Here is a 16,474-nt window from a genome sequence, read left to right as displayed (position 1 = left end):
TGCGTCCAGGCGGGTGTTGATATCAGCCGTAGGACGTGTCCAGGCGCGGGTTACCTCATCGGATTGCTCATGAATAATTTATATCGATTCTCATTTACCGATTGGCAACAGGCTTCAGCGCACGATCAGCAGGCCGGGAAGTTCGGTGATGCCAACCTTGGCCTGCGCCAGCAGCAGGGCCAGGGCGCGCTTGGGATCGCCGATGCTGGCGGTGCCTGACACGCGCAAACTCCGTGCTGCCTCGCCGAGCACCAGGATGTGCTTACCGCCATAACGGGCGAGCCGGGCCGCGGCCTCGGGCAAGGCGACGTCGTTGAATGCCAGCAGGCCCTGGCTCCAGTCCGGCGCCGGTTCTTGCGCAGCGGCGAGGCGCAGGATGCCTGTTGCCGACACGGCAGCTTCCTGGCCCGCGTCCAGTGCCAGGCTCTGCCCATCCTGGCAGGTCAGGCACTGGACCGCCACGCGATGTTCGTAGACCACCACGCGCGTGCCGTCGGCTTTGCGTGCGACGGAATAGCGGGTGCCCAGCGCGGCGGCGGAGGCGTCTGGCGTCACTACGGTGAAATCTGGGCCGCCGGGCGCGCGCGCTGCGGCCGTGAACAACGCCTGTCCGGCCAGGAGCCTGACCTCGCGCTTGCCCGGTGCGAAGTCGATGGCGATGGCCGAATCCGCATCCAGCATGGCGCTGGAGCCGTCGGGCAGGACCACGCGGCGCACTTCGGCGCCAGTCGTGTAATCAGCGCCGGGATGCGCCGTACGCAGCAATTGCCAGGCCGGCCAGGCTGCCAGCAGCGCCAGCGCCGCCGCCGCGCCGCGCTTGCGCGTGCGTCGCGGGGCCAGTTTGCCGCGCTCGATTTCGCCCATCCGCCGCCACAGGCGCGCCAGCCGCTCATAGGCGTCGGCGTGGCTGGCGTCGGCGCGGTACCAGGCTTCGAACTCTGCCTGAGCCTGCGCATCCATGCCCTGGCCGCTGTGGCGCACCACCCAGCGCGACGCTTCTTCCTGGGCGCTTCGGGGATTGGGGGGAGCCATGGTCAGGACGCCAGCGCCTGGTCGCAGGCCAGCAGGATGCGCATCATGTGCTTTTCCACGGCGCTGATCGAGATCGCGAAACGTTCGGCAATGGCGCGATAGCTCAGGCCCTCGTGCCGGTGCAGTACGAACACATCCAGGCTGCGGCGGGGTTGGGCCAGCAGGGCGGTTTCCAGCCGGCGCAGCATCTGCCGCGCGGCGGCGACATCCAGGGTGTCGGGTTCGTGCAGAGGAGGCCGCGAGGCCGCGTAGTCTGCGGTGGCCAGCAGTTCGCGGCTGCGGCGCCGGTGCCAGTCGGTGGCGATATTGGCGGCCACGCGGAACACGTAGGCGCGGTCGTTGTCGGGACGCGTCCTGTCCTTGAATTCCGCCAGCTTGATCCAGGTGTCCTGCGCGCAGTCCTGCGCGACGTCGCGCGAGCCGGTGCGCAAAGAGAGGAAACCCAGCACCTCTCGGTAGTGGCGGAGAAATACATCCGTGAGCGTAGACATGTCGCTGGCGCCGGGCGCCAGATAGAGTCAAATTCGCGGCAGAGTATAAATGATAACGATTTCTATTTCTAGATTAACCGGGAGCACAGAAGCCGCGGCGGGCAGGGCGCCCGCCGCAAGTCGTCAGGCCTCGGACTGTTCGATCCCTTCCAGCGAGCCCTGGATTTCCAGCCACTGCTCTTCCAGCTCGTCCATGCGCTTGCCGTGTTCGCCGTGTTCGGCCATGACCTTCTGGCGTTCGGCGCGGCGCGCGTCCGAGTACAGGTCCGGGTCGGCGATGACGGCGTCCAGCGCGTGCAGCTTGGCGCGCAGCTTCTCCATTTCGGTCTCGACCTTGGCGAGCTTGGATTCCAGCGGCTTGCGCAGGGCGGACAGGCGCTGGCGCTGTTCGGCCTCGGCGCGGCGCTGGGCCTTGCGGTCCACTACCGGTTCGTTGCCTTCCGCGTTCTCGCGCGCGGCCTCGGCGCGTTCGCCGGCGTTGCGGGCGGCGAGCCAGTCCCGGTAGTCCTCCAGGTCGCCGTCGAACTCGCATACCGCGCCATCGGCCACGATCCAGAAGCTGTCCACGGTGGTGCGCAGCAGGTGGCGGTCATGCGATACCAGCAGCATGCTGCCGCCGAAGTCCGCCAGCGCGGCGGCCAGGGCTTCGCGCGTTTCCACGTCCAGGTGGTTGCTGGGTTCGTCCAGCAGCAGCAGGTTGGGCTTTTGCCAGACGATCAGGGACAGCGCCAGGCGCGCTTTCTCGCCGCCGGACATGGGGCCGACCTTGCTGGTCACCGTATCGCCCGAAAAACCGAAGCCGCCCAGGTAGTTGCGCAGTTCCTGTTCGCGGGCGTCGGGGGCCAGGCGCGCCAGGTGGGCGATAGGCGTGCTGTCCACGTCCAGCATGTCCAGCTGGTGCTGATGGAAATAGCCGATCGCCAAGCCGCGCGACGCGCGTCGTTCGCCCGCCTGCACCGGCAGCTCTTCGGCCAGGGTCTTGATCAGCGTGCTCTTGCCGGCGCCGTTGGCGCCCAGCACGCCGACGCGGCTGCCGGCGCGTACCATCAGGGTCACGTCGCGCAGGATGGGCACGGCGTTGCCGTCGGCATCCGTATAGCCGGCCGACAGGTGTTCCAGGGTCAGGAGCGGATCCGGCACCTGGTCGGGCGAGGGGATGCGGATGTCGATGCCGGCTTCGGCGTGCAAGGGCGCCAGCACCTGCATGCGCGCCAGCGCCTTGACGCGGCTTTGCGCCTGCTTGGCTTTGGAGGCCTTGGCCTTGAAGCGGTCGATGAAGCCTTGCAGCCGGGCCGCTTCGCGGGTCTGGCGTTCGTAGGCGATATTGGTCTGGCGCAGACGTTCGGCGCGCTGCGTCAGGAAGTCGCCATAGCCACCGCGGTAGCGCACCAGCTTGGCGTGGTCGAAATGCAGGATGGACTTGGCCACCGCGTCCAGGAACTCGGTGTCGTGGGAGATCAGCATGACGGTGCCGGGATAGGCGGCCAGCCATTTCTCCAGCCACAGCATGGCGTCCAGATCCAGGTGGTTGGTGGGCTCGTCCAGCAACAGCAATTCGGACGGCGCCATCAGCGCGCGGGCCAGGGCCAGGCGCATGCGCCAACCGCCGGAAAAGCTCGCCACCGGCTGCATCCATTCGGCGGGTTTGAAGCCCAGGCCGGCCAGCAACTGCTCGGCGCGCGAGGCCGCGCTCCAGGCGCCGGCTTCCACCAGCGCCGCTTCCACTTCCGCGATCTGCGTGCCTTGTTCGTCCGTCAGTTCGGCGCGGCGCGCCTGCAGCTCGCGCAGATGGGTGTCGCCGTCGATGACGAATTCGCGCGCCGGGCGTTCGTCCGCTTCGAGTTCCTGCTTGACGCTGGCAATACGCCAGCCGGCCGGCATCGCCAGGTTGCCGGCGTCCAGGTCCAATGCGCCGGTCAGCAGCGCGAACAGCGAGGACTTGCCCGCGCCGTTCTTGCCGACGATGCCCACGCGTTCACCGGGATGCGCGACGAATTCGGCGCCGTCCAGCAGCACCTTGGTGCCGCGGCGCAGGGTCAATCCAGTAGCGCGTATCACAGGCTCAGTTGCTCGCGGGTAAGCAGCAGAAGCTGGTCGGAAGCTTCTTCGGTATCCAGCCACACGGGCGACAGTTGCGGGAACGCGGCTTCAAAGAAGTCGCGTTCGTGGCCGATCTCCAGCACCAGCACGCCTTCCGGGGTCAGGAATCGCGGCGCCGCTTCGAGGATGCGGCGCACCAGGTCCATGCCGTCGTCGCCGCCGGCCAGGGCCAGCTGCGGTTCATGGCGGTATTCCTGGGGCAGCGCGTCCATCGAGCCGCTGTTGACGTAAGGCGGATTGCAGATGATCACGTCGTACTGGCGTGGCGGCAGGTTGTCGAACAGATTGCTTGCGTGCAGGTCCAGGCGGTCGGTCAGGCCGTAGTCGTCGACGTTGCGACGCGCCACTTCCAGCGCGTCGGGCGACACGTCCACCGCGTCGACGTGGGCGTAGGGGAAGGCCAGTGCCGACAGGATCGCCAGGCAGCCGGATCCCGTGCACATGTCCAGCACGTTCTCGACCGCCAGCGCATCCTGCACCCAGGGCGCAAGACCCTGGTCCAGCAATTCCGCGATGGGCGAGCGCGGCACAATGACGCGCTGGTCCACGTAGAAGCGGTGGCCGCGCAGCCAGGCCTCGTTGGTGAGGTAGGCGGCGGGCAGGCGCTCGGTCACGCGACGGTCGATCAGTTCGAGCACGCGGTTGCGCTCTTCGCTGAGCACGCGGGCGTCCAGAAAGGGCTCCAGCGTATCCAGCGGCAAATGCAAGGCGTGCAGCGTCAGGTAGACCGCCTCGTCCCAGGCGTTGTCGCTGCCATGCCCCAGCGCCACCTGGGCGGCGTTCAGGCGTGATACGCCATAGCGGATCAGGTCGCGCAGGGTCAGCAGTTCTTGGCGGGCGGATTGGTACATAGGGGACTTCTTTCTAGGCGAGCAGGAGGTTTTCCAGCGTGCGCCGATAAATGTTTTTCAACGGATCGAGCGACGCCACTTCGACGCGTTCGTTGACCTTGTGGATCGTGGCATTGCAAGGACCGAATTCGATGACCTGCGGGCAGATCTTGGCGATGAAGCGGCCATCGGACGTGCCGCCCGTGGTGGAGAGTTCTGCCGTCACGCCGGTTTCGTCGCGGATGGCCGAGACCAGCGCATCCGTCAGCGAACCGCGCGGCGTGAGGAAGGGCTCGCCGCCCAGGTCCCAGTCCAGCGTGTACTCCAGGCCATGGCGGTCCAGCACTTCGTGTACTCGCGCCTGCAGGCTTTCCGGCGTGCTGGCGGTCGAGAAGCGGAAGTTGAACAGCGCCACCGCCTCGCCCGGCACCACGTTGGTGGCGCCAGTGCCCGAGTTCAGGTTGGACACCTGGAACGTAGTGGGCGGGAAATACTCGTTGCCCTGGTCCCATTCGATGTTGACGATGTCGGCCAGGGCCGGCGCCAACTGGTGCACGGGGTTGCGCGCCAGATGCGGGTAGGCCACGTGGCCCTGGATGCCCTTGACCGTGAGCTTGCCCGAGAGCGAGCCGCGGCGGCCGTTCTTGCAGGTGTCGCCCAGCACGTCGCCCGAAGTGGGCTCGCCGACGATGCAATAGTCCATCTGTTCACCGCGCGCCTTCAGCGCGTCGCAGACGATGGCGGTGCCGTCGATCGACGGGCCTTCCTCGTCGGAGGTGATCAGCAGGGCGATCGAGCCGCCATGCTGCGGGTGGGCCGCCACGAATTCCTCGGCCGCCACCACGAAGGCGGCGATCGAGCTCTTCATGTCGGCCGCCCCGCGGCCGTACAGGTAGCCATCGCGCTCGGTGGGAACGAAAGGATCGCTGTCCCACTTCTCGCGCGGACCCGGAGGCACCACGTCCGTGTGACCGGCGAACACGGCCAGCGGCGCCGCGCTGCCGCGCCGCGCCCACAGATTGGTGACCCCGCCCTGGGCGATGGTCTCGCAGGTGAAGCCGATGCGTTCCAGGCGCGCAGCGAGCGTCGCCTGGCAGTCTTCATCGGCCGGCGTGACCGAAGGGCGGGCAATCAGGTCCTTGACCAGATCCAGTACGGCTGAATTGCTCATTAGGCCCTCAGCAGATCATTGATGCTGGTCTTGGCGCGGGTCTGCGCGTCGACGCGCTTGACGATGACCGCGCAAGCCAGGCTGTGCGAGCCGTCGGCGGAAGGCAGCGAGCCCGGCACCACGACCGAACCCGAGGGCACGCGGCCATAGGTGATCTTGCCGGTGGCGCGGTCATAGATCTTGGTGCTTTGCGACAGGAACACGCCCATGGCCAGCACCGAGTTCTCTTCGACGATCACGCCTTCCACGACTTCCGAGCGGGCGCCGATGAAGCAGTTATCTTCGATGATGGTCGGGTTGGCTTGCAGCGGTTCCAGCACGCCGCCGATGCCCACGCCGCCGGACAGGTGCACGTTCTTGCCGATCTGGGCGCAGGAGCCGACGGTGGCCCAGGTGTCGACCATGGTGCCTTCGTCGACGTAGGCGCCGATGTTCACGTAGGAGGGCATCAGCACCACGTTGCGGGCCAGGTAGGCGCCGCGGCGGGCCACGGCCGGCGGCACCACGCGGTAGCCGCCTTGCTTGAAGGCGTTGTCGCCGTATTCCGAGAACTTGAGCGGCACCTTGTCGTAGAACTGCAGCGGAGCCTGGCCCATGATGGCGTTGTCGTTCAGGCGGAACGACAGCAGCACGGCCTTCTTGATCCACTGGTGCACGACCCAGTCGTCGTTGATTTTCTCGGCCACGCGCAAGCGGCCCAGATCCAGGCCGTCGATGGTGCGCTCGACCGCTTCGCGCACTTCGGCGCTGGCGTCGGTCGGCGACAGGTTGGCCCGGTCGTCCCAGGCTTTTTCGATGGTGGTCTGCAGGTCGAGAGTCATAGCGGCTCAGCTCTTAAAAGGTTGATCAAACGGAAGTATGCACAAAATGGGCGATGCGCTCGGCTGCCTGCACGCAGTCAGCCAAAGGCGCCACCAAAGCAATGCGGATGCGGCCCTGGCCGGGGTTCACGCCGTGCGCCTCGCGCGCCAGGAAGCTGCCCGGCAGCACGGTAACACCAGTACGGCCAAAAAGGTCGCGCACGAAGGCCGTATCCGAGCCGGGCGTGGCCGCCCACAGATAGAACGAGGCCTGCGGGCGGGACACGTCGAGCACGTTCTGCAGGATAGGCACGACGGCGTCGAATTTTTCGCGGTACAGGCGGCGGTTGTCCTTCACGTGCGCCTCGTCCGTCCAGGCCGCGATGCTGGCCGCGGACACGATCGGGCTCATGGCACTGCCATGATACGTGCGATACAGCAGGAAGCGGCCGATCAGTGCGGCATCGCCCGCCACGAAACCCGAACGCAGGCCCGGCACGTTGGAGCGCTTGGACAGGCTGGAGAACGCCACCAGGTTGCGGTAGGTATCGCGGCCCAGGCGGCGCGCCGCCTGTAGCCCGCCCAGCGGCGGATTGCCCTCGTCCAGGTAGATTTCGGAATAGCATTCGTCCGAGACGATCACGAAGCCGTGGCGGTCGGACAGTTCGAACAGCGTTTCCCATTCGTCCAGCGACATGACGTTGCCGGCCGGGTTCCCCGGCGAGCAGACGAACACCATGCGCGTCTTCTTCCAGATCTCGTCCGGCACCTGGTTCCAGTCGCTGGCGAAATTGCGCACCGGATCGGCGTTGACGAAGTAGGGCGTGGCGCCGGCCAGCAGGGCCGCGCCTTCATAGATCTGATAGAACGGGTTGGGGCAGATCACCACCGAACCGGCGGACGGATCGATGACGGTCTGCGTGAACGCGAACAGCGCCTCGCGCGAGCCCAGCGCAGGCAACACTTGCGTTTCCGGATCGGGGGCAGGGATGCTGTAGCGCCGCGCCAGCCACTCCGAGATCGCCCGGCGCAGGGCAGGGTCGCCCTTGGTGGACGGGTACACGGACAGGCCCGCAAGACTGTCGCGGATGGCCTGTGCGACGCGCTCGGGCGCGGCGTGTTTGGGCTCGCCGATCGACAGATTGATGGGCGTCAGACCGTCCGGCTGCTGGCTGGCCGAAGCCAGCAAAGCGCGCAGTTTTTCGAACGGATAGGGGTGTAGGGCATCGAGGCGCGGATTCATGACGCAAGATTTTAACAAGCAAGCTACAATAGCGGGCTTGGCTTAAAGCGAAGGTGGCGAAATTGGTAGACGCACCAGGTTTAGGTCCTGACGCCGTAACAGGTGTAGGGGTTCGAGTCCCCTCCTTCGCACCACGTATTGCCTGACACTGTTTTGGCGTTACGCCAACATTGTCATACAGCCCCCGAGGATTCGAGTGCCTCGGGGGTTTTCTTTTGCCAACAGCTTTGACAGTTCCCCATTAAATCGCCTACTTTGCTACGCCAAATCCACGCCAGGATTTACGCCAAAGGGGTAGAAAAGTGGGGACTTTCCGCAAGCGCGGGGACACATGGCGCGCCGAAATCAGCAAGGGTGGCGCCCGGGAAAGTAAGAGTTTCGCCACCAAACGAGAGGCCCAAGAGTGGGCGGCGGCTCGCGAAACGGAGCTTTCGACCGCCGCGGTCGGGGGCATCGTGGTCAAGACGCTGGCCCAGGTCCTGGAGCGCTTCCGCGACGAGGTGTCACCTAAGAACAAGGGCCACCGCTGGGAGCGGGTCCGAATCGACCGGTTCCTGAAGGACGAGCCGACCCTGTGCGCCAAGCCCATCCATACAGTGACCACAGGCGACCTGGCGGCCTGGCGCGATAAGCGGCTGGGGGAAGTCCAGCCCACGTCCGTCCGGCGCGACATCGCCCTATTGCGGGCCGCCTGGGGCTACGCCAGAAAGGAATGGCACAACCTCAAGGATGACGCCTGGCTGGCGCTGACCATGCCGTCGAAGGGCCGCCATCGGGAGCGGATTTATACCCAGGAAGAAATCGACCGGATTGTGCTGGCCCTAGGTTGGGAAGAGGGGCAGCCCGTTCAGGACAAGCGCCACCAGACGGCCGTGGCCTTCCTGCTATCCCTGGAAACCGCCATGCGCTCGGGAGAACTGCTCTCCCTGGAACGCGCCCAGGTGGATCTGAAAAAGCAGGTGGCCCAGTTGGACCAGACCAAGAACGGCGACCGGCGCGCGGTGCCGCTGTCAAAGAGGGCGGTGGCCCTGTTCAAGGCGCTGAAGGGCGTGGACAAGGAACGCATGTTCACCCTGACCGGTGCCCTGCGCGACGTCTATTTCCGGCACGCCAAGGCCCTGGCTGAGGTGGAGGGCGCCACATTCCATGACGCCCGGGCCACGGCGCTGACCCGGCTGGCCAAGAAACTGAGCATTCTGGAGCTGGCGCGGATGGTGGGGCACCGGGATCCGCGCAGCTTGATGATTTACTACCGAGAGAGTGCGTCCGACATCGCTCGGAAGCTGGACTAGGAGATTGGGATGTGGGACTCAGTAATCGGGAGTTTTTTGGGCGCGGCTATTGTTGTGGGCCTTGGAATCGCCTGGCGCAGTTACTTCAGCGAGAAGGGGAAGAACTTGGCGACCAAGCAGGATATTGGCGAGATAACCAATAAGATCGAGGCTGCAAAAAGTGCTCATGCCAAAGAATTGGAAGCGGTGAAGCACAGCCTATCGGCGCAAATGGCGCGGTACGGCTTTAGATACCAGCAAGAATTCGAGATTCTGAAAGCGCTGAGTGCACTTCTAGTTGATGTGCGCGACTCGACAATGGCGCTTCGTCCAGTTATGGATTTTCACGTACCCGGCGAGACTGACGCCGAACGGATGGAGCGTAGGCTAAAGGCTCTTCATGAACAAATGTACGACCTATACAAAAGCAAGGAAAAGCTCCTGCCGTTCTATCCTTCCGAAATTCGGGAGGCAGTCGATGCTGTCTTTAAGGCGGCACACCTTGAACGTGTGCAATATCAGTACGGTGATCGTCTAGCTCCAGGCATGGGGTACTACGAGCAAGCCCAAAAGAACCAGGAAGATATCGCAGCGAAGGTATCGGCTGCGCTCGAAGCGATTCGCGTAAGGGTCGTATCCTGGGAAAATCCGCCGACGGTTTAGGACTAGCAAGTGCCACGGCTCCTGCGTCCATCCGGCGCCTGTCGCTTCGACTCGATCCAGTCTTCTACCTCTTCGGCCTTCCAGCGGCGCACGCCACCGAATTGGAACGGCCGGGGAAAATCCTTGCGCTTGGTGAGCCGATCCCGGACATGGTCGGGATTCAGCTGCAGACGCTCAGCGATTTCGTTGTGGCTGATGAAGCGGTCTTCCATTTAGTTCTCCTTCTTCTGCGCGCCCGGTTGCGCGGACAGGGCGGCGCGGGATGATTCGGCTAAACGAACTATCTCCGCACATACCTTGTGCTCATTCATGTTCGGGCCGCTATAAACTTCGAGGCCTTCTCGCGCCATCGTTACGATTTCCTCGTTAGGGCGCATTGCTACACGAGTCACGCGCTCAGCTACAGCCGCGTCCTTCCATGTCGCGTGACCTTCGGGGCCTTTGATTTCTTCCAAGACTAAGCGGCGAAGCAAAGCCGCCGCGTCGGTGCAGTCATCAAAATCAGGATCAGCGGAAGTTAGCCGACCTATCAACCGATCCACCTCTGCATGCCCGGTATCGCCCAATATGTCTCGCGGATCGACCGCCCGCTCATCGGCTACAGGGGCGCTCGTCGGGCGGCTGACGTGTTTTCGCCAGATCGTTGCGGCGGCGAGCAAGTCGCTTTGGGCTTGCGATCCTGTCGGCTTTGCGAAAGCCATTCGGTCCAGGCGGTCTGCCAGCGTCTCATCTTGCGTCTTCCAATCATCGGCCACAGGGGCGCTTGCCAGGGCGGCGCGGGCTTGCCACGCGTTCCAGCTCTCCAGCTTCGCGCGGGTGCCGCCTACCTCCCACCATGCATTGAACGCCGCCCGCTCATCGGCTACAGGGGCGCTCGAACGCGCATCGTGCCACGCATCGCGCAGGCGGCCCATGTCGGAAATCTCCGGGAAGCGATCGGCCCACACTTGGAGCGCGGCCTCATCGGCTACAGGGGCGCGCAGCTTGGACAGCAGGGCGTAGGCTCGGTCAAATCCGGCCTCGAAGATGCGCCGGTTGTCGCTCGTGTCCATGATCCACGTGCGGGCCTTGAAGTACTCATCGGCCGCCGCGACACGCTCTCCTTCCTGAATTGCGGCTTCGCGCTGGGCGGGGGTGTTGATGGTCATGTCGTTTCCTTGGAAAACAGGTACGGCTGCGGCTTCGGGGGCAAGTAGGCGTGCATCGGGAACCAGAAATCCATGACGGTGACGGCAGTAGCGCCGCGCCCCGGCTTGTCCGAATGCACGTAGCGGGTATCGCCAACGATGGAATCGCGGCAAGGGACGGCGCGCTGGTAGAGCTGCTTCACGGGCGCTTGAACGACTACCCAATTCGGGATGTCTCGTTCCTCCCGCGCGATCCTGTCCTGCACGGCCGTGACGAATTCGCCCCAGGACCAGTGACCACGCGCCCAGTATTGGAGCTGGCAGGAATCGTCCATGGCGTAGGATTCTTCGAGAGCGAGTTCCATCACCCCTCCTGCTGCTGAGAGGCTGAAGCGGTGCGCCCATGCCGTTCGATGATCGTCCGCAGGTAGCGCGCCGCCATGTCGCCGGAGAGGGCCTGCGCGGTGTAGATGTCGGCCAGGATCGGCACATCCTTGGCTGCGCGCCGGCACGACTCAGCGTACCTCGCCATTTCCTGGGCGGCGGCCTCAACGTGGGCCACATCGATAAGCTGGATCGTCTTCATGCTGCGTCCCCTTTGCCCTGCTGGGCGGCTTCCGGATTCGGCGTATACGCCGGGTTGACCGGGAACAGGCGCAGGATCGCGTCGCGCACCTTTTGGGGCTTGTCCTCCCCCCATCCTGCCGGCGTCACGACGACATAGCCGCCAGTGATCGCGGCGCCCTTGATTGTCGGCAGCGCATCGCCAGCAGCGGGCGCAGGCGCTTTGATGTATAGATCTATCGAACCTGCCGATATACCCATGCGTGTTGTCTTCACGGCTTCCAGCGCTTTCAACGTTCGGTCATATATCCCGGTGTAGGCAACCTCACCTTTTTCAGTGAAGAACGCCGTCGCCACAGGGTGCAAGATGCAGGTTGGTGGCAAGCTGAAGGTTGCAAGCTCGTCCTTAGCATCGTCCTGTGCAACCGGCACCGCATGCGCCCCTTTGTAGATGCAGTGCGATCCCTGCCATACGCCTACGCTGACGCCGCGAGGGTCGGGGTCGAGGGATACGGTGATGGGCTCGTCCTGGGTGGTGGCGGGAGGGGTGGGAGCATCAATGCGGCCGCCGGTCGGGTCGCGGGGATCGACCGGATAGACGCCTTCCTCGGGATATTCCTCCAGACGAACGGTCAGGATGGGTTGCTCGTTCCACGCACCGTCATCATCTTGCACGGTCGCAGCCGGGGCCACAGCCAGCACCAGTTCGATGTCGCGGCTTTCTTCGTCGTCTCCGCCCATAGTTTCGGCTGCCAGGCTCAGTTCTGCGGCCAGAACCTTCATCTGAGCTACCGTTGTCTGCCACTGGTGCGGTGGCACCGCACGCGCCTCTCCCGTCGGCAAAGCGGCGAGCAGCTTGGTCCGAACCATGTCCTCGGTGATCTTGACCAGATTGGAGCCAGGCTCTTCCTGAAGGTGAGGGTAGTTCGCCCGCGCCAGCAGCTGATGGCGTTCTGCGTCGGTCAAGACGGACTGAATGACCGCCGGAGCAGCATCGGTTCGGATCGTCATTGCACAAGCTCCAGTCGCGCCGGCGCGGCCGGCATCGTTTTGCGGACCCAGGCGGCAGTGCCGGCCAGGCGCTCACCCGCATTCGCAGAGCCTTCAGCCTGGGCCATGAGGACTGCTGCGACGCTAGTCAGCTTCATCAGGTAATTGCCCATCTGCTCGCGATCGGTCATGCGGCAAGCAGTGAGGTATTCGCCAACAAATCGTCGTGCCAGCGCTTCGGCTTCGGCGGGGCCGGCTGGGCGGCGGTGATCGCTTTTCTCGGTCGGCATGTTGCTTTCCTCGGTGGAAGTGAGGTTGGCACGCTGGCCGAAGACGCCAGCAAGCATGGCCTCGTGCATCTGTTCGGTCTTGCAGGTGGCGCAGAGGGCGGGGCCGCCGCACTTGGCGCGGGCGCCATCCGCGCGTGGGACAACCCAGCCGTGGGATGAGTCGAATTTCATACGCGTTTCTCCAGTTCGGCTCGAATCTGTGTCTGCCGCAAAAGGTCAATTTGGTCGTCAGGGTCGGCCATGGACATGGCGCGGCGAAGGGCAGGCATTGCGGTGCCCAGGTTGCGCAGCGTGCGCTCCTGAATTGGCACCATGTACTTGAGTGCGATGTGCAGCTCGCGCAGCGGGTCCAGAGGCAGGCTTTCGCCATGCCGAACGCACCACATTTCGAAATGCCAGATCACGCCCTCGATCGCGCCGGCGGCTTCGTACCAGCAGCCGTCGCCAGCCTGGAACTGGGGGATGCCCTTCGCGTCCGCGTGGACAGTGCCGTCGCGGTTGATTTGGTCAATGATTGCCTCCACTGGCCGAAGTACCAGATCGGTCGCGACGATCATCGGTGCGCGGACAGCGCGCGGGGTGTAGCGCTTGTTCCGGGCCTTGCGAGCCCTGCGATGCGGGTTGCTCATGCGGTTCTCCCTTCGGTGTCCGTTCCCAGTACCCAGCGCAGCGCCTTGGCGTATTCGCCCTCGGCAGCCGTCAGCGCGGTGAGAATCTGGGTGCGAGTTTTGATGCGGGGTGCGTTGCCCATCAGGCGTGCTTGCCGCTGGGCGCGTTCGCGAGGCTTCGCACCGTGCCCGGCCGCGATGAGTTCCGTGACTTTGTCGCGCTGCTCTTGCGGCGTCAGCTTGGAGAGTGCCCTGGCGTGCGTGATGTTGATCTGGCCTGCCTCGATGGCGTTCTGGACAGCGGCGGGGCATTCAAGCAGCGCCAGGGTGCTGCGGACGGTCGCCACGTTGCAGCCGAAAAGCAGTGCGAGGTCGTCATCGCCGTGGCCACGCGCCTGAAGGTTCGCCATCTTCTTGGCGCGGCCGAGCGGGGTGTCCGCCTTTCGGATCTCGTTTTCGCTCACCATTGCGCCTGCCATCTTGATGGCAGAGCCGCGGCGGATTACGCCCGGCACCTGCAGGGGCTTCAGTCCTTGCTCTTCCAGGCGGCGGTTCGCTTCAATGGCGTGCTTGACGCGCTGGCGCCCTGCGACGACCAACGTTTTTCCAAGCTCGGGGTCCTTCCAGACGCTGATCGGCTGAATGATGCCCAGGTCCATTACATTCCTGACCATCGCCTCATCCAGCGGCAGGAATACCCGCTCATCGAAGAGCGGGTGATCTGCGTCCGTGATCAGCGTGAGGTCTTCCGGCTTGAAAAACAGGACGTTGCTCTTGCCGCTGGCGCCGTAGGCGTCGATGCTGTTCTTTGCCATAGTTCTTCTACTCCGTACGCCTTGCCCGACGGGCTCAGGCTGCAATCTCGTTGTGGGCGTGGGTGGCGAGGTGATACGCGAACAGGACGTCGTAGGCGAGCGCGGCAGTGGTATGCGAGCTGTTGTCGATCACGCGGTCGCTTTGGAGGCTGTTCACGTCCTGCTCAGATGCATGCGGCGCCAGGACGGCGTCAGCTGTGGGCCTGACGACGCGCCACACCTCACCACCGATCGAATGCACCAGTGCGGCTTCGTTGGCGAAGCGCACGTCGGTGATCGCAATCCGACGCCAGCCATCTCTATGCAGCGATTCAAGGGCCTCGTGAGCGCGCAAGATCCAGTAGTCCTTGCCCGACTGGTTGCGCCGGTACTCGGTGCCCCATAGGCGCATCGCCCAGCGCGGACTCAGCGCCCTGTCAAGCGTCAGTCCGAGCGGGAGAGACCGGATCAGCTCCACAAAAGCGCGGTCTGAACAACGATGCAGCGCCAGTTCGTGGGTTGGCCGCTCCTTGGCGCTGCGTTCGGTGAAAAGCCGCAGATCGACCCCGAACGCGGCAGCGAGTTCGGCGCGTAGCGCGTCTGCAAACGCCAACCGGGCGAAGCTATGGGCGCTGACCAGGATGTCGGCACAGGTGTCTTTGCCTGCGCCGGCGTGCCCGGCCAGGCCGACAACGAGATAGGGGCCGCTGCGGCTTTTCATCAGACGATGCCCCCGAAGATCGGCGTGATCGTGGTGCCGGCTGCGATCTTTGCCAGGATTTCTTCGACTGCATGGTCGACGACGCGATCGGGGCGCACCAGGTCGTACCAGAGGGTCAGGCCGCTGCTCGTGTTGCGATAGCGCAGCTTCGCCTCCAGGGGGTAGGAGTCACCGCGCCAGAATGGCGCGAGTCCCAACCGGAAGCGGTCGAATGCTTGCATGCGGGTGACGGTGGCCGCATCGTCCGTATCGACGTGCTCAATGTTCACGCCACCCGATTGAAGCCGCACGGCGGAACGAACGCGCTTTTCCGACGAAGCTTCGAAGGCAAGCGCCATCTGGAGCATTTCGCCGCCGGAGGGGAACCCTTCGCCGCCTTCGATATCCTTGCCCGCGAAGCAGTGGATGTTGTCCTCGATGAAGGTCGCGAACTCCATCTGGTTCATCTTCTCGCCGCTGGCGCCGACCCACGTTTTCCATTCGGGACTGGAATCAGGCGTGAGGACCGCCCGAAAATCGCACCAGCCGGCCGGGTTCAGCAGGTCGCCGTGCACGTGATCGTTCAGAACGGCCGTGACAACCAGCGGTGCGTCGGCGCTTTTCGCGTTGACTTTGACGTAAATCTGCGACTGCGGCTGGCGATGCTGATTCACGTACTGCAAAAAGCTGTCGAGCGTTTTCAAGTGCACGCCGCCCTTTTTGCGCGTGGGCATCAGTTGAAGCTTCTGCAGCGCGGTATCGTCCTGGATCTGGTATCCCTCCGGCACGGCGAAGAGTCGGCCGTTGGGGCTGTTCGCCAGCTCGAAAGGCTTCGGGGTGAGGCGGGCGACCGTCTCGGCTATGTTGATGTGCTCGTCCAGATTTGCGGTGTTTGCGGGCATGGTTATTGGTCTCCAATGGCGCGCAGGTTGGTGAGGTTGCTGGCCGTGTTCGGCAGCGTCTTGAGGTCGAGGGCCTGCTGGCGCGGATCACTGGGCGCCAGACGGCCTTCGGGGGTGGGATACATCAGAGTGGTGAGCGGGGCTTCCTCGGGCGCGACGCTCGTGATCTTGTCGAGGATCTCCAGTGCGCCGGAACGGCTCACTTTCTTCACCGTCAACTGGATCGTCAGCTTTCCGGCTTTTCCGGTCACGTCGACGGCCTGCACTACCTTCGCGAGCTGCTCTTGCAGCTCGGACAGCAGATAGCCGCCTCGCAGGTGTCGAAGGGTTTCTTCGATGGAGTTGGTGGACATGGCACTCCTTTAGGTGCGGTTGGGAAACTGGCTATTCGGCGTCGCCCGCGGCCCGCGCTCGCCAGTCATGTTTCGGGCGCAGGTGGACGACGCGGCTCGGTGGCGGCACTTCGGCAGAATTGAGGATCGAAATGCACAGCGCGCGGTTGCGCATCAGCACGTCAATGTCGCGAACCCGTCGACCCAGCTTCGCAACTGCGGCCAGCACCTGCTCGCGTGTGAATTCCCGGGCCATGTGTGGGCTCCTTAGCGTTGAACGATCAGCAGCGGGGCGTCCGGGATGTTCTGCACCAGCGCTTCGCCGTTGGGGTTGACGTACAGGCACGCGAATTGGCGCGTGAGCGGGTCTTGCCACAGTTGCCCGCGATAGCCGCAGCTGCGGGCGAGCATGCGGGTACGCTTTTCGTCATCGGCCTTGAACAGGCGGTGATCATTGCGGGCGATCACTTGGGCCCAGCCGAACAGGGCCGCGACTGCGACGAGCGTCGCAAGCGCGGCTGCGATGCATAGGGAAGCGCTTTTCATGGATGTCTCCTAGCCCCGGC

At 64.4% G+C, this 16,474-nt stretch carries 22 protein-coding genes and 1 tRNA gene; 3 read left to right on the top strand and 20 right to left on the bottom strand.

All coding sequences use genetic code 11. The annotated features are described in order from the left end of the window. Positions 1–114 precede the first annotated feature (114 nt). The 7 genes from IPU70_RS01995 to dapC all read right to left on the bottom strand — a co-directional run bounded on the left by IPU70_RS01995 (position 115) and on the right by dapC (position 7,667). Positions 115–1,032: a FecR family protein gene (locus IPU70_RS01995; protein ID WP_207464516.1), complete on the bottom strand. Its 918-nt coding sequence runs from the start codon at positions 1,030–1,032 to the stop codon at positions 115–117. 2 nt (positions 1,033–1,034) lie between these two features. Continuing rightward, positions 1,035–1,523 (bottom strand): RNA polymerase sigma factor, encoded by a 489-nt coding sequence (locus IPU70_RS01990; RefSeq protein ID WP_207464514.1) that lies wholly within the window; start codon positions 1,521–1,523, stop codon positions 1,035–1,037. A gap of 123 nt (positions 1,524–1,646) precedes the next feature. Then, the gene (locus IPU70_RS01985; RefSeq protein WP_207464512.1) at positions 1,647–3,581 is read right to left on the bottom strand and encodes an ATP-binding cassette domain-containing protein; all 1,935 of its coding nucleotides are present in this window, start codon (positions 3,579–3,581) and stop codon (positions 1,647–1,649) included. Beyond that, on the bottom strand, positions 3,578–4,474 hold the full coding sequence (gene prmB / locus IPU70_RS01980; RefSeq protein WP_207464510.1) for a 50S ribosomal protein L3 N(5)-glutamine methyltransferase: 897 nt from the start codon (positions 4,472–4,474) through the stop codon (positions 3,578–3,580). Before prmB ends, IPU70_RS01985 begins: the two co-directional genes overlap by 4 nt. 13 nt (positions 4,475–4,487) lie before the next feature. Beyond that, a complete protein-coding gene (gene dapE / locus IPU70_RS01975; RefSeq protein WP_207464508.1) occupies positions 4,488–5,624 on the bottom strand; it encodes a succinyl-diaminopimelate desuccinylase in 1,137 nt (378 codons plus the stop codon). Beyond that, positions 5,624–6,445, bottom strand: coding sequence for a 2,3,4,5-tetrahydropyridine-2,6-dicarboxylate N-succinyltransferase (gene dapD, locus IPU70_RS01970; protein WP_013394697.1), 822 nt, complete (start codon positions 6,443–6,445; stop codon positions 5,624–5,626). Before dapD ends, dapE begins: the two co-directional genes overlap by 1 nt. A gap of 25 nt (positions 6,446–6,470) precedes the next feature. Then, positions 6,471–7,667, bottom strand: a complete 1,197-nt coding sequence (dapC, locus tag IPU70_RS01965) for a succinyldiaminopimelate transaminase (protein ID WP_207464505.1) — start codon at positions 7,665–7,667, stop codon at positions 6,471–6,473. 47 nt (positions 7,668–7,714) lie between these two features. Here dapC and IPU70_RS01960 point away from each other — a divergent pair. From IPU70_RS01960 to IPU70_RS01950, 3 genes are all read left to right on the top strand, one after another. Continuing rightward, positions 7,715–7,801 (top strand) — tRNA-Leu (locus IPU70_RS01960). 168 nt (positions 7,802–7,969) lie between these two features. Then, on the top strand, positions 7,970–8,959 hold the full coding sequence (locus IPU70_RS33055) for a site-specific integrase (RefSeq protein ID WP_207464503.1): 990 nt from the start codon (positions 7,970–7,972) through the stop codon (positions 8,957–8,959). A 9-nt stretch (positions 8,960–8,968) separates the two neighbouring features. After that, complete coding sequence (locus IPU70_RS01950) at positions 8,969–9,601, top strand: hypothetical protein (protein ID WP_207464501.1); 633 nt, start codon at positions 8,969–8,971, stop codon at positions 9,599–9,601. A 2-nt stretch (positions 9,602–9,603) separates the two neighbouring features. On the opposite strand, the gene IPU70_RS01945 is transcribed toward IPU70_RS01950, so the two are convergent. Genes IPU70_RS01945 through IPU70_RS01885 form a run of 13 tightly spaced genes read right to left on the bottom strand, consistent with a single transcriptional unit; the run spans position 9,604 to position 16,454 of the window. After that, positions 9,604–9,813, bottom strand: a complete 210-nt coding sequence (locus tag IPU70_RS01945; RefSeq protein ID WP_207464499.1) for an AlpA family transcriptional regulator — start codon at positions 9,811–9,813, stop codon at positions 9,604–9,606. Then, the gene (locus IPU70_RS01940; protein WP_207464497.1) at positions 9,814–10,749 is read right to left on the bottom strand and encodes a hypothetical protein; all 936 of its coding nucleotides are present in this window, start codon (positions 10,747–10,749) and stop codon (positions 9,814–9,816) included. Beyond that, positions 10,746–11,093, bottom strand: a complete 348-nt coding sequence (locus IPU70_RS01935) for a hypothetical protein (RefSeq protein WP_207464495.1) — start codon at positions 11,091–11,093, stop codon at positions 10,746–10,748. Before IPU70_RS01935 ends, IPU70_RS01940 begins: the two co-directional genes overlap by 4 nt. After that, on the bottom strand, positions 11,093–11,314 hold the full coding sequence (locus IPU70_RS01930) for a hypothetical protein (protein ID WP_207464493.1): 222 nt from the start codon (positions 11,312–11,314) through the stop codon (positions 11,093–11,095). The genes IPU70_RS01935 and IPU70_RS01930 overlap by 1 nt, the downstream gene beginning before the upstream one ends. Further along, positions 11,311–12,303 carry a hypothetical protein gene (locus IPU70_RS01925; protein WP_207464491.1) on the bottom strand — a complete coding sequence of 331 codons (993 nt, stop codon included), beginning with the start codon at positions 12,301–12,303 and terminating at the stop codon, positions 11,311–11,313. The genes IPU70_RS01930 and IPU70_RS01925 overlap by 4 nt, the downstream gene beginning before the upstream one ends. Next, the gene (locus tag IPU70_RS01920; RefSeq protein ID WP_207464489.1) at positions 12,300–12,743 is read right to left on the bottom strand and encodes a hypothetical protein; all 444 of its coding nucleotides are present in this window, start codon (positions 12,741–12,743) and stop codon (positions 12,300–12,302) included. The genes IPU70_RS01925 and IPU70_RS01920 overlap by 4 nt, the downstream gene beginning before the upstream one ends. After that, a complete protein-coding gene (locus IPU70_RS01915; protein ID WP_207464487.1) occupies positions 12,740–13,201 on the bottom strand; it encodes a hypothetical protein in 462 nt (153 codons plus the stop codon). The genes IPU70_RS01920 and IPU70_RS01915 overlap by 4 nt, the downstream gene beginning before the upstream one ends. Continuing rightward, on the bottom strand, positions 13,198–13,995 hold the full coding sequence (locus IPU70_RS01910; protein ID WP_207464486.1) for a hypothetical protein: 798 nt from the start codon (positions 13,993–13,995) through the stop codon (positions 13,198–13,200). The genes IPU70_RS01915 and IPU70_RS01910 overlap by 4 nt, the downstream gene beginning before the upstream one ends. A 34-nt stretch (positions 13,996–14,029) precedes the next feature. Next, the gene (locus IPU70_RS01905) at positions 14,030–14,695 is read right to left on the bottom strand and encodes a hypothetical protein (RefSeq protein WP_207464484.1); all 666 of its coding nucleotides are present in this window, start codon (positions 14,693–14,695) and stop codon (positions 14,030–14,032) included. Then, positions 14,695–15,576 carry a DUF2303 family protein gene (locus tag IPU70_RS01900; RefSeq protein ID WP_207464482.1) on the bottom strand — a complete coding sequence of 294 codons (882 nt, stop codon included), beginning with the start codon at positions 15,574–15,576 and terminating at the stop codon, positions 14,695–14,697. The genes IPU70_RS01905 and IPU70_RS01900 overlap by 1 nt, the downstream gene beginning before the upstream one ends. A 2-nt stretch (positions 15,577–15,578) precedes the next feature. Then, positions 15,579–15,929, bottom strand: a complete 351-nt coding sequence (locus tag IPU70_RS01895; protein ID WP_207464480.1) for a hypothetical protein — start codon at positions 15,927–15,929, stop codon at positions 15,579–15,581. A 31-nt stretch (positions 15,930–15,960) separates the two neighbouring features. Then, positions 15,961–16,164: a hypothetical protein gene (locus tag IPU70_RS01890; protein ID WP_207464478.1), complete on the bottom strand. Its 204-nt coding sequence runs from the start codon at positions 16,162–16,164 to the stop codon at positions 15,961–15,963. Positions 16,165–16,175: 11 nt separating this feature from the next. Beyond that, positions 16,176–16,454 carry a hypothetical protein gene (locus IPU70_RS01885; protein WP_207464476.1) on the bottom strand — a complete coding sequence of 93 codons (279 nt, stop codon included), beginning with the start codon at positions 16,452–16,454 and terminating at the stop codon, positions 16,176–16,178. Between the last annotated feature and the right edge of the window lie 20 nt (positions 16,455–16,474).

It is taken from the genome of Achromobacter sp. SD115 (assembly GCF_017355315.1).
GTDB lineage: Bacteria > Pseudomonadota > Gammaproteobacteria > Burkholderiales > Burkholderiaceae_B > Achromobacter > Achromobacter xylosoxidans_B.
Note: the sequence above shows the minus strand (reverse complement) of the source record. Positions and strands in the feature narration are given on the sequence as shown.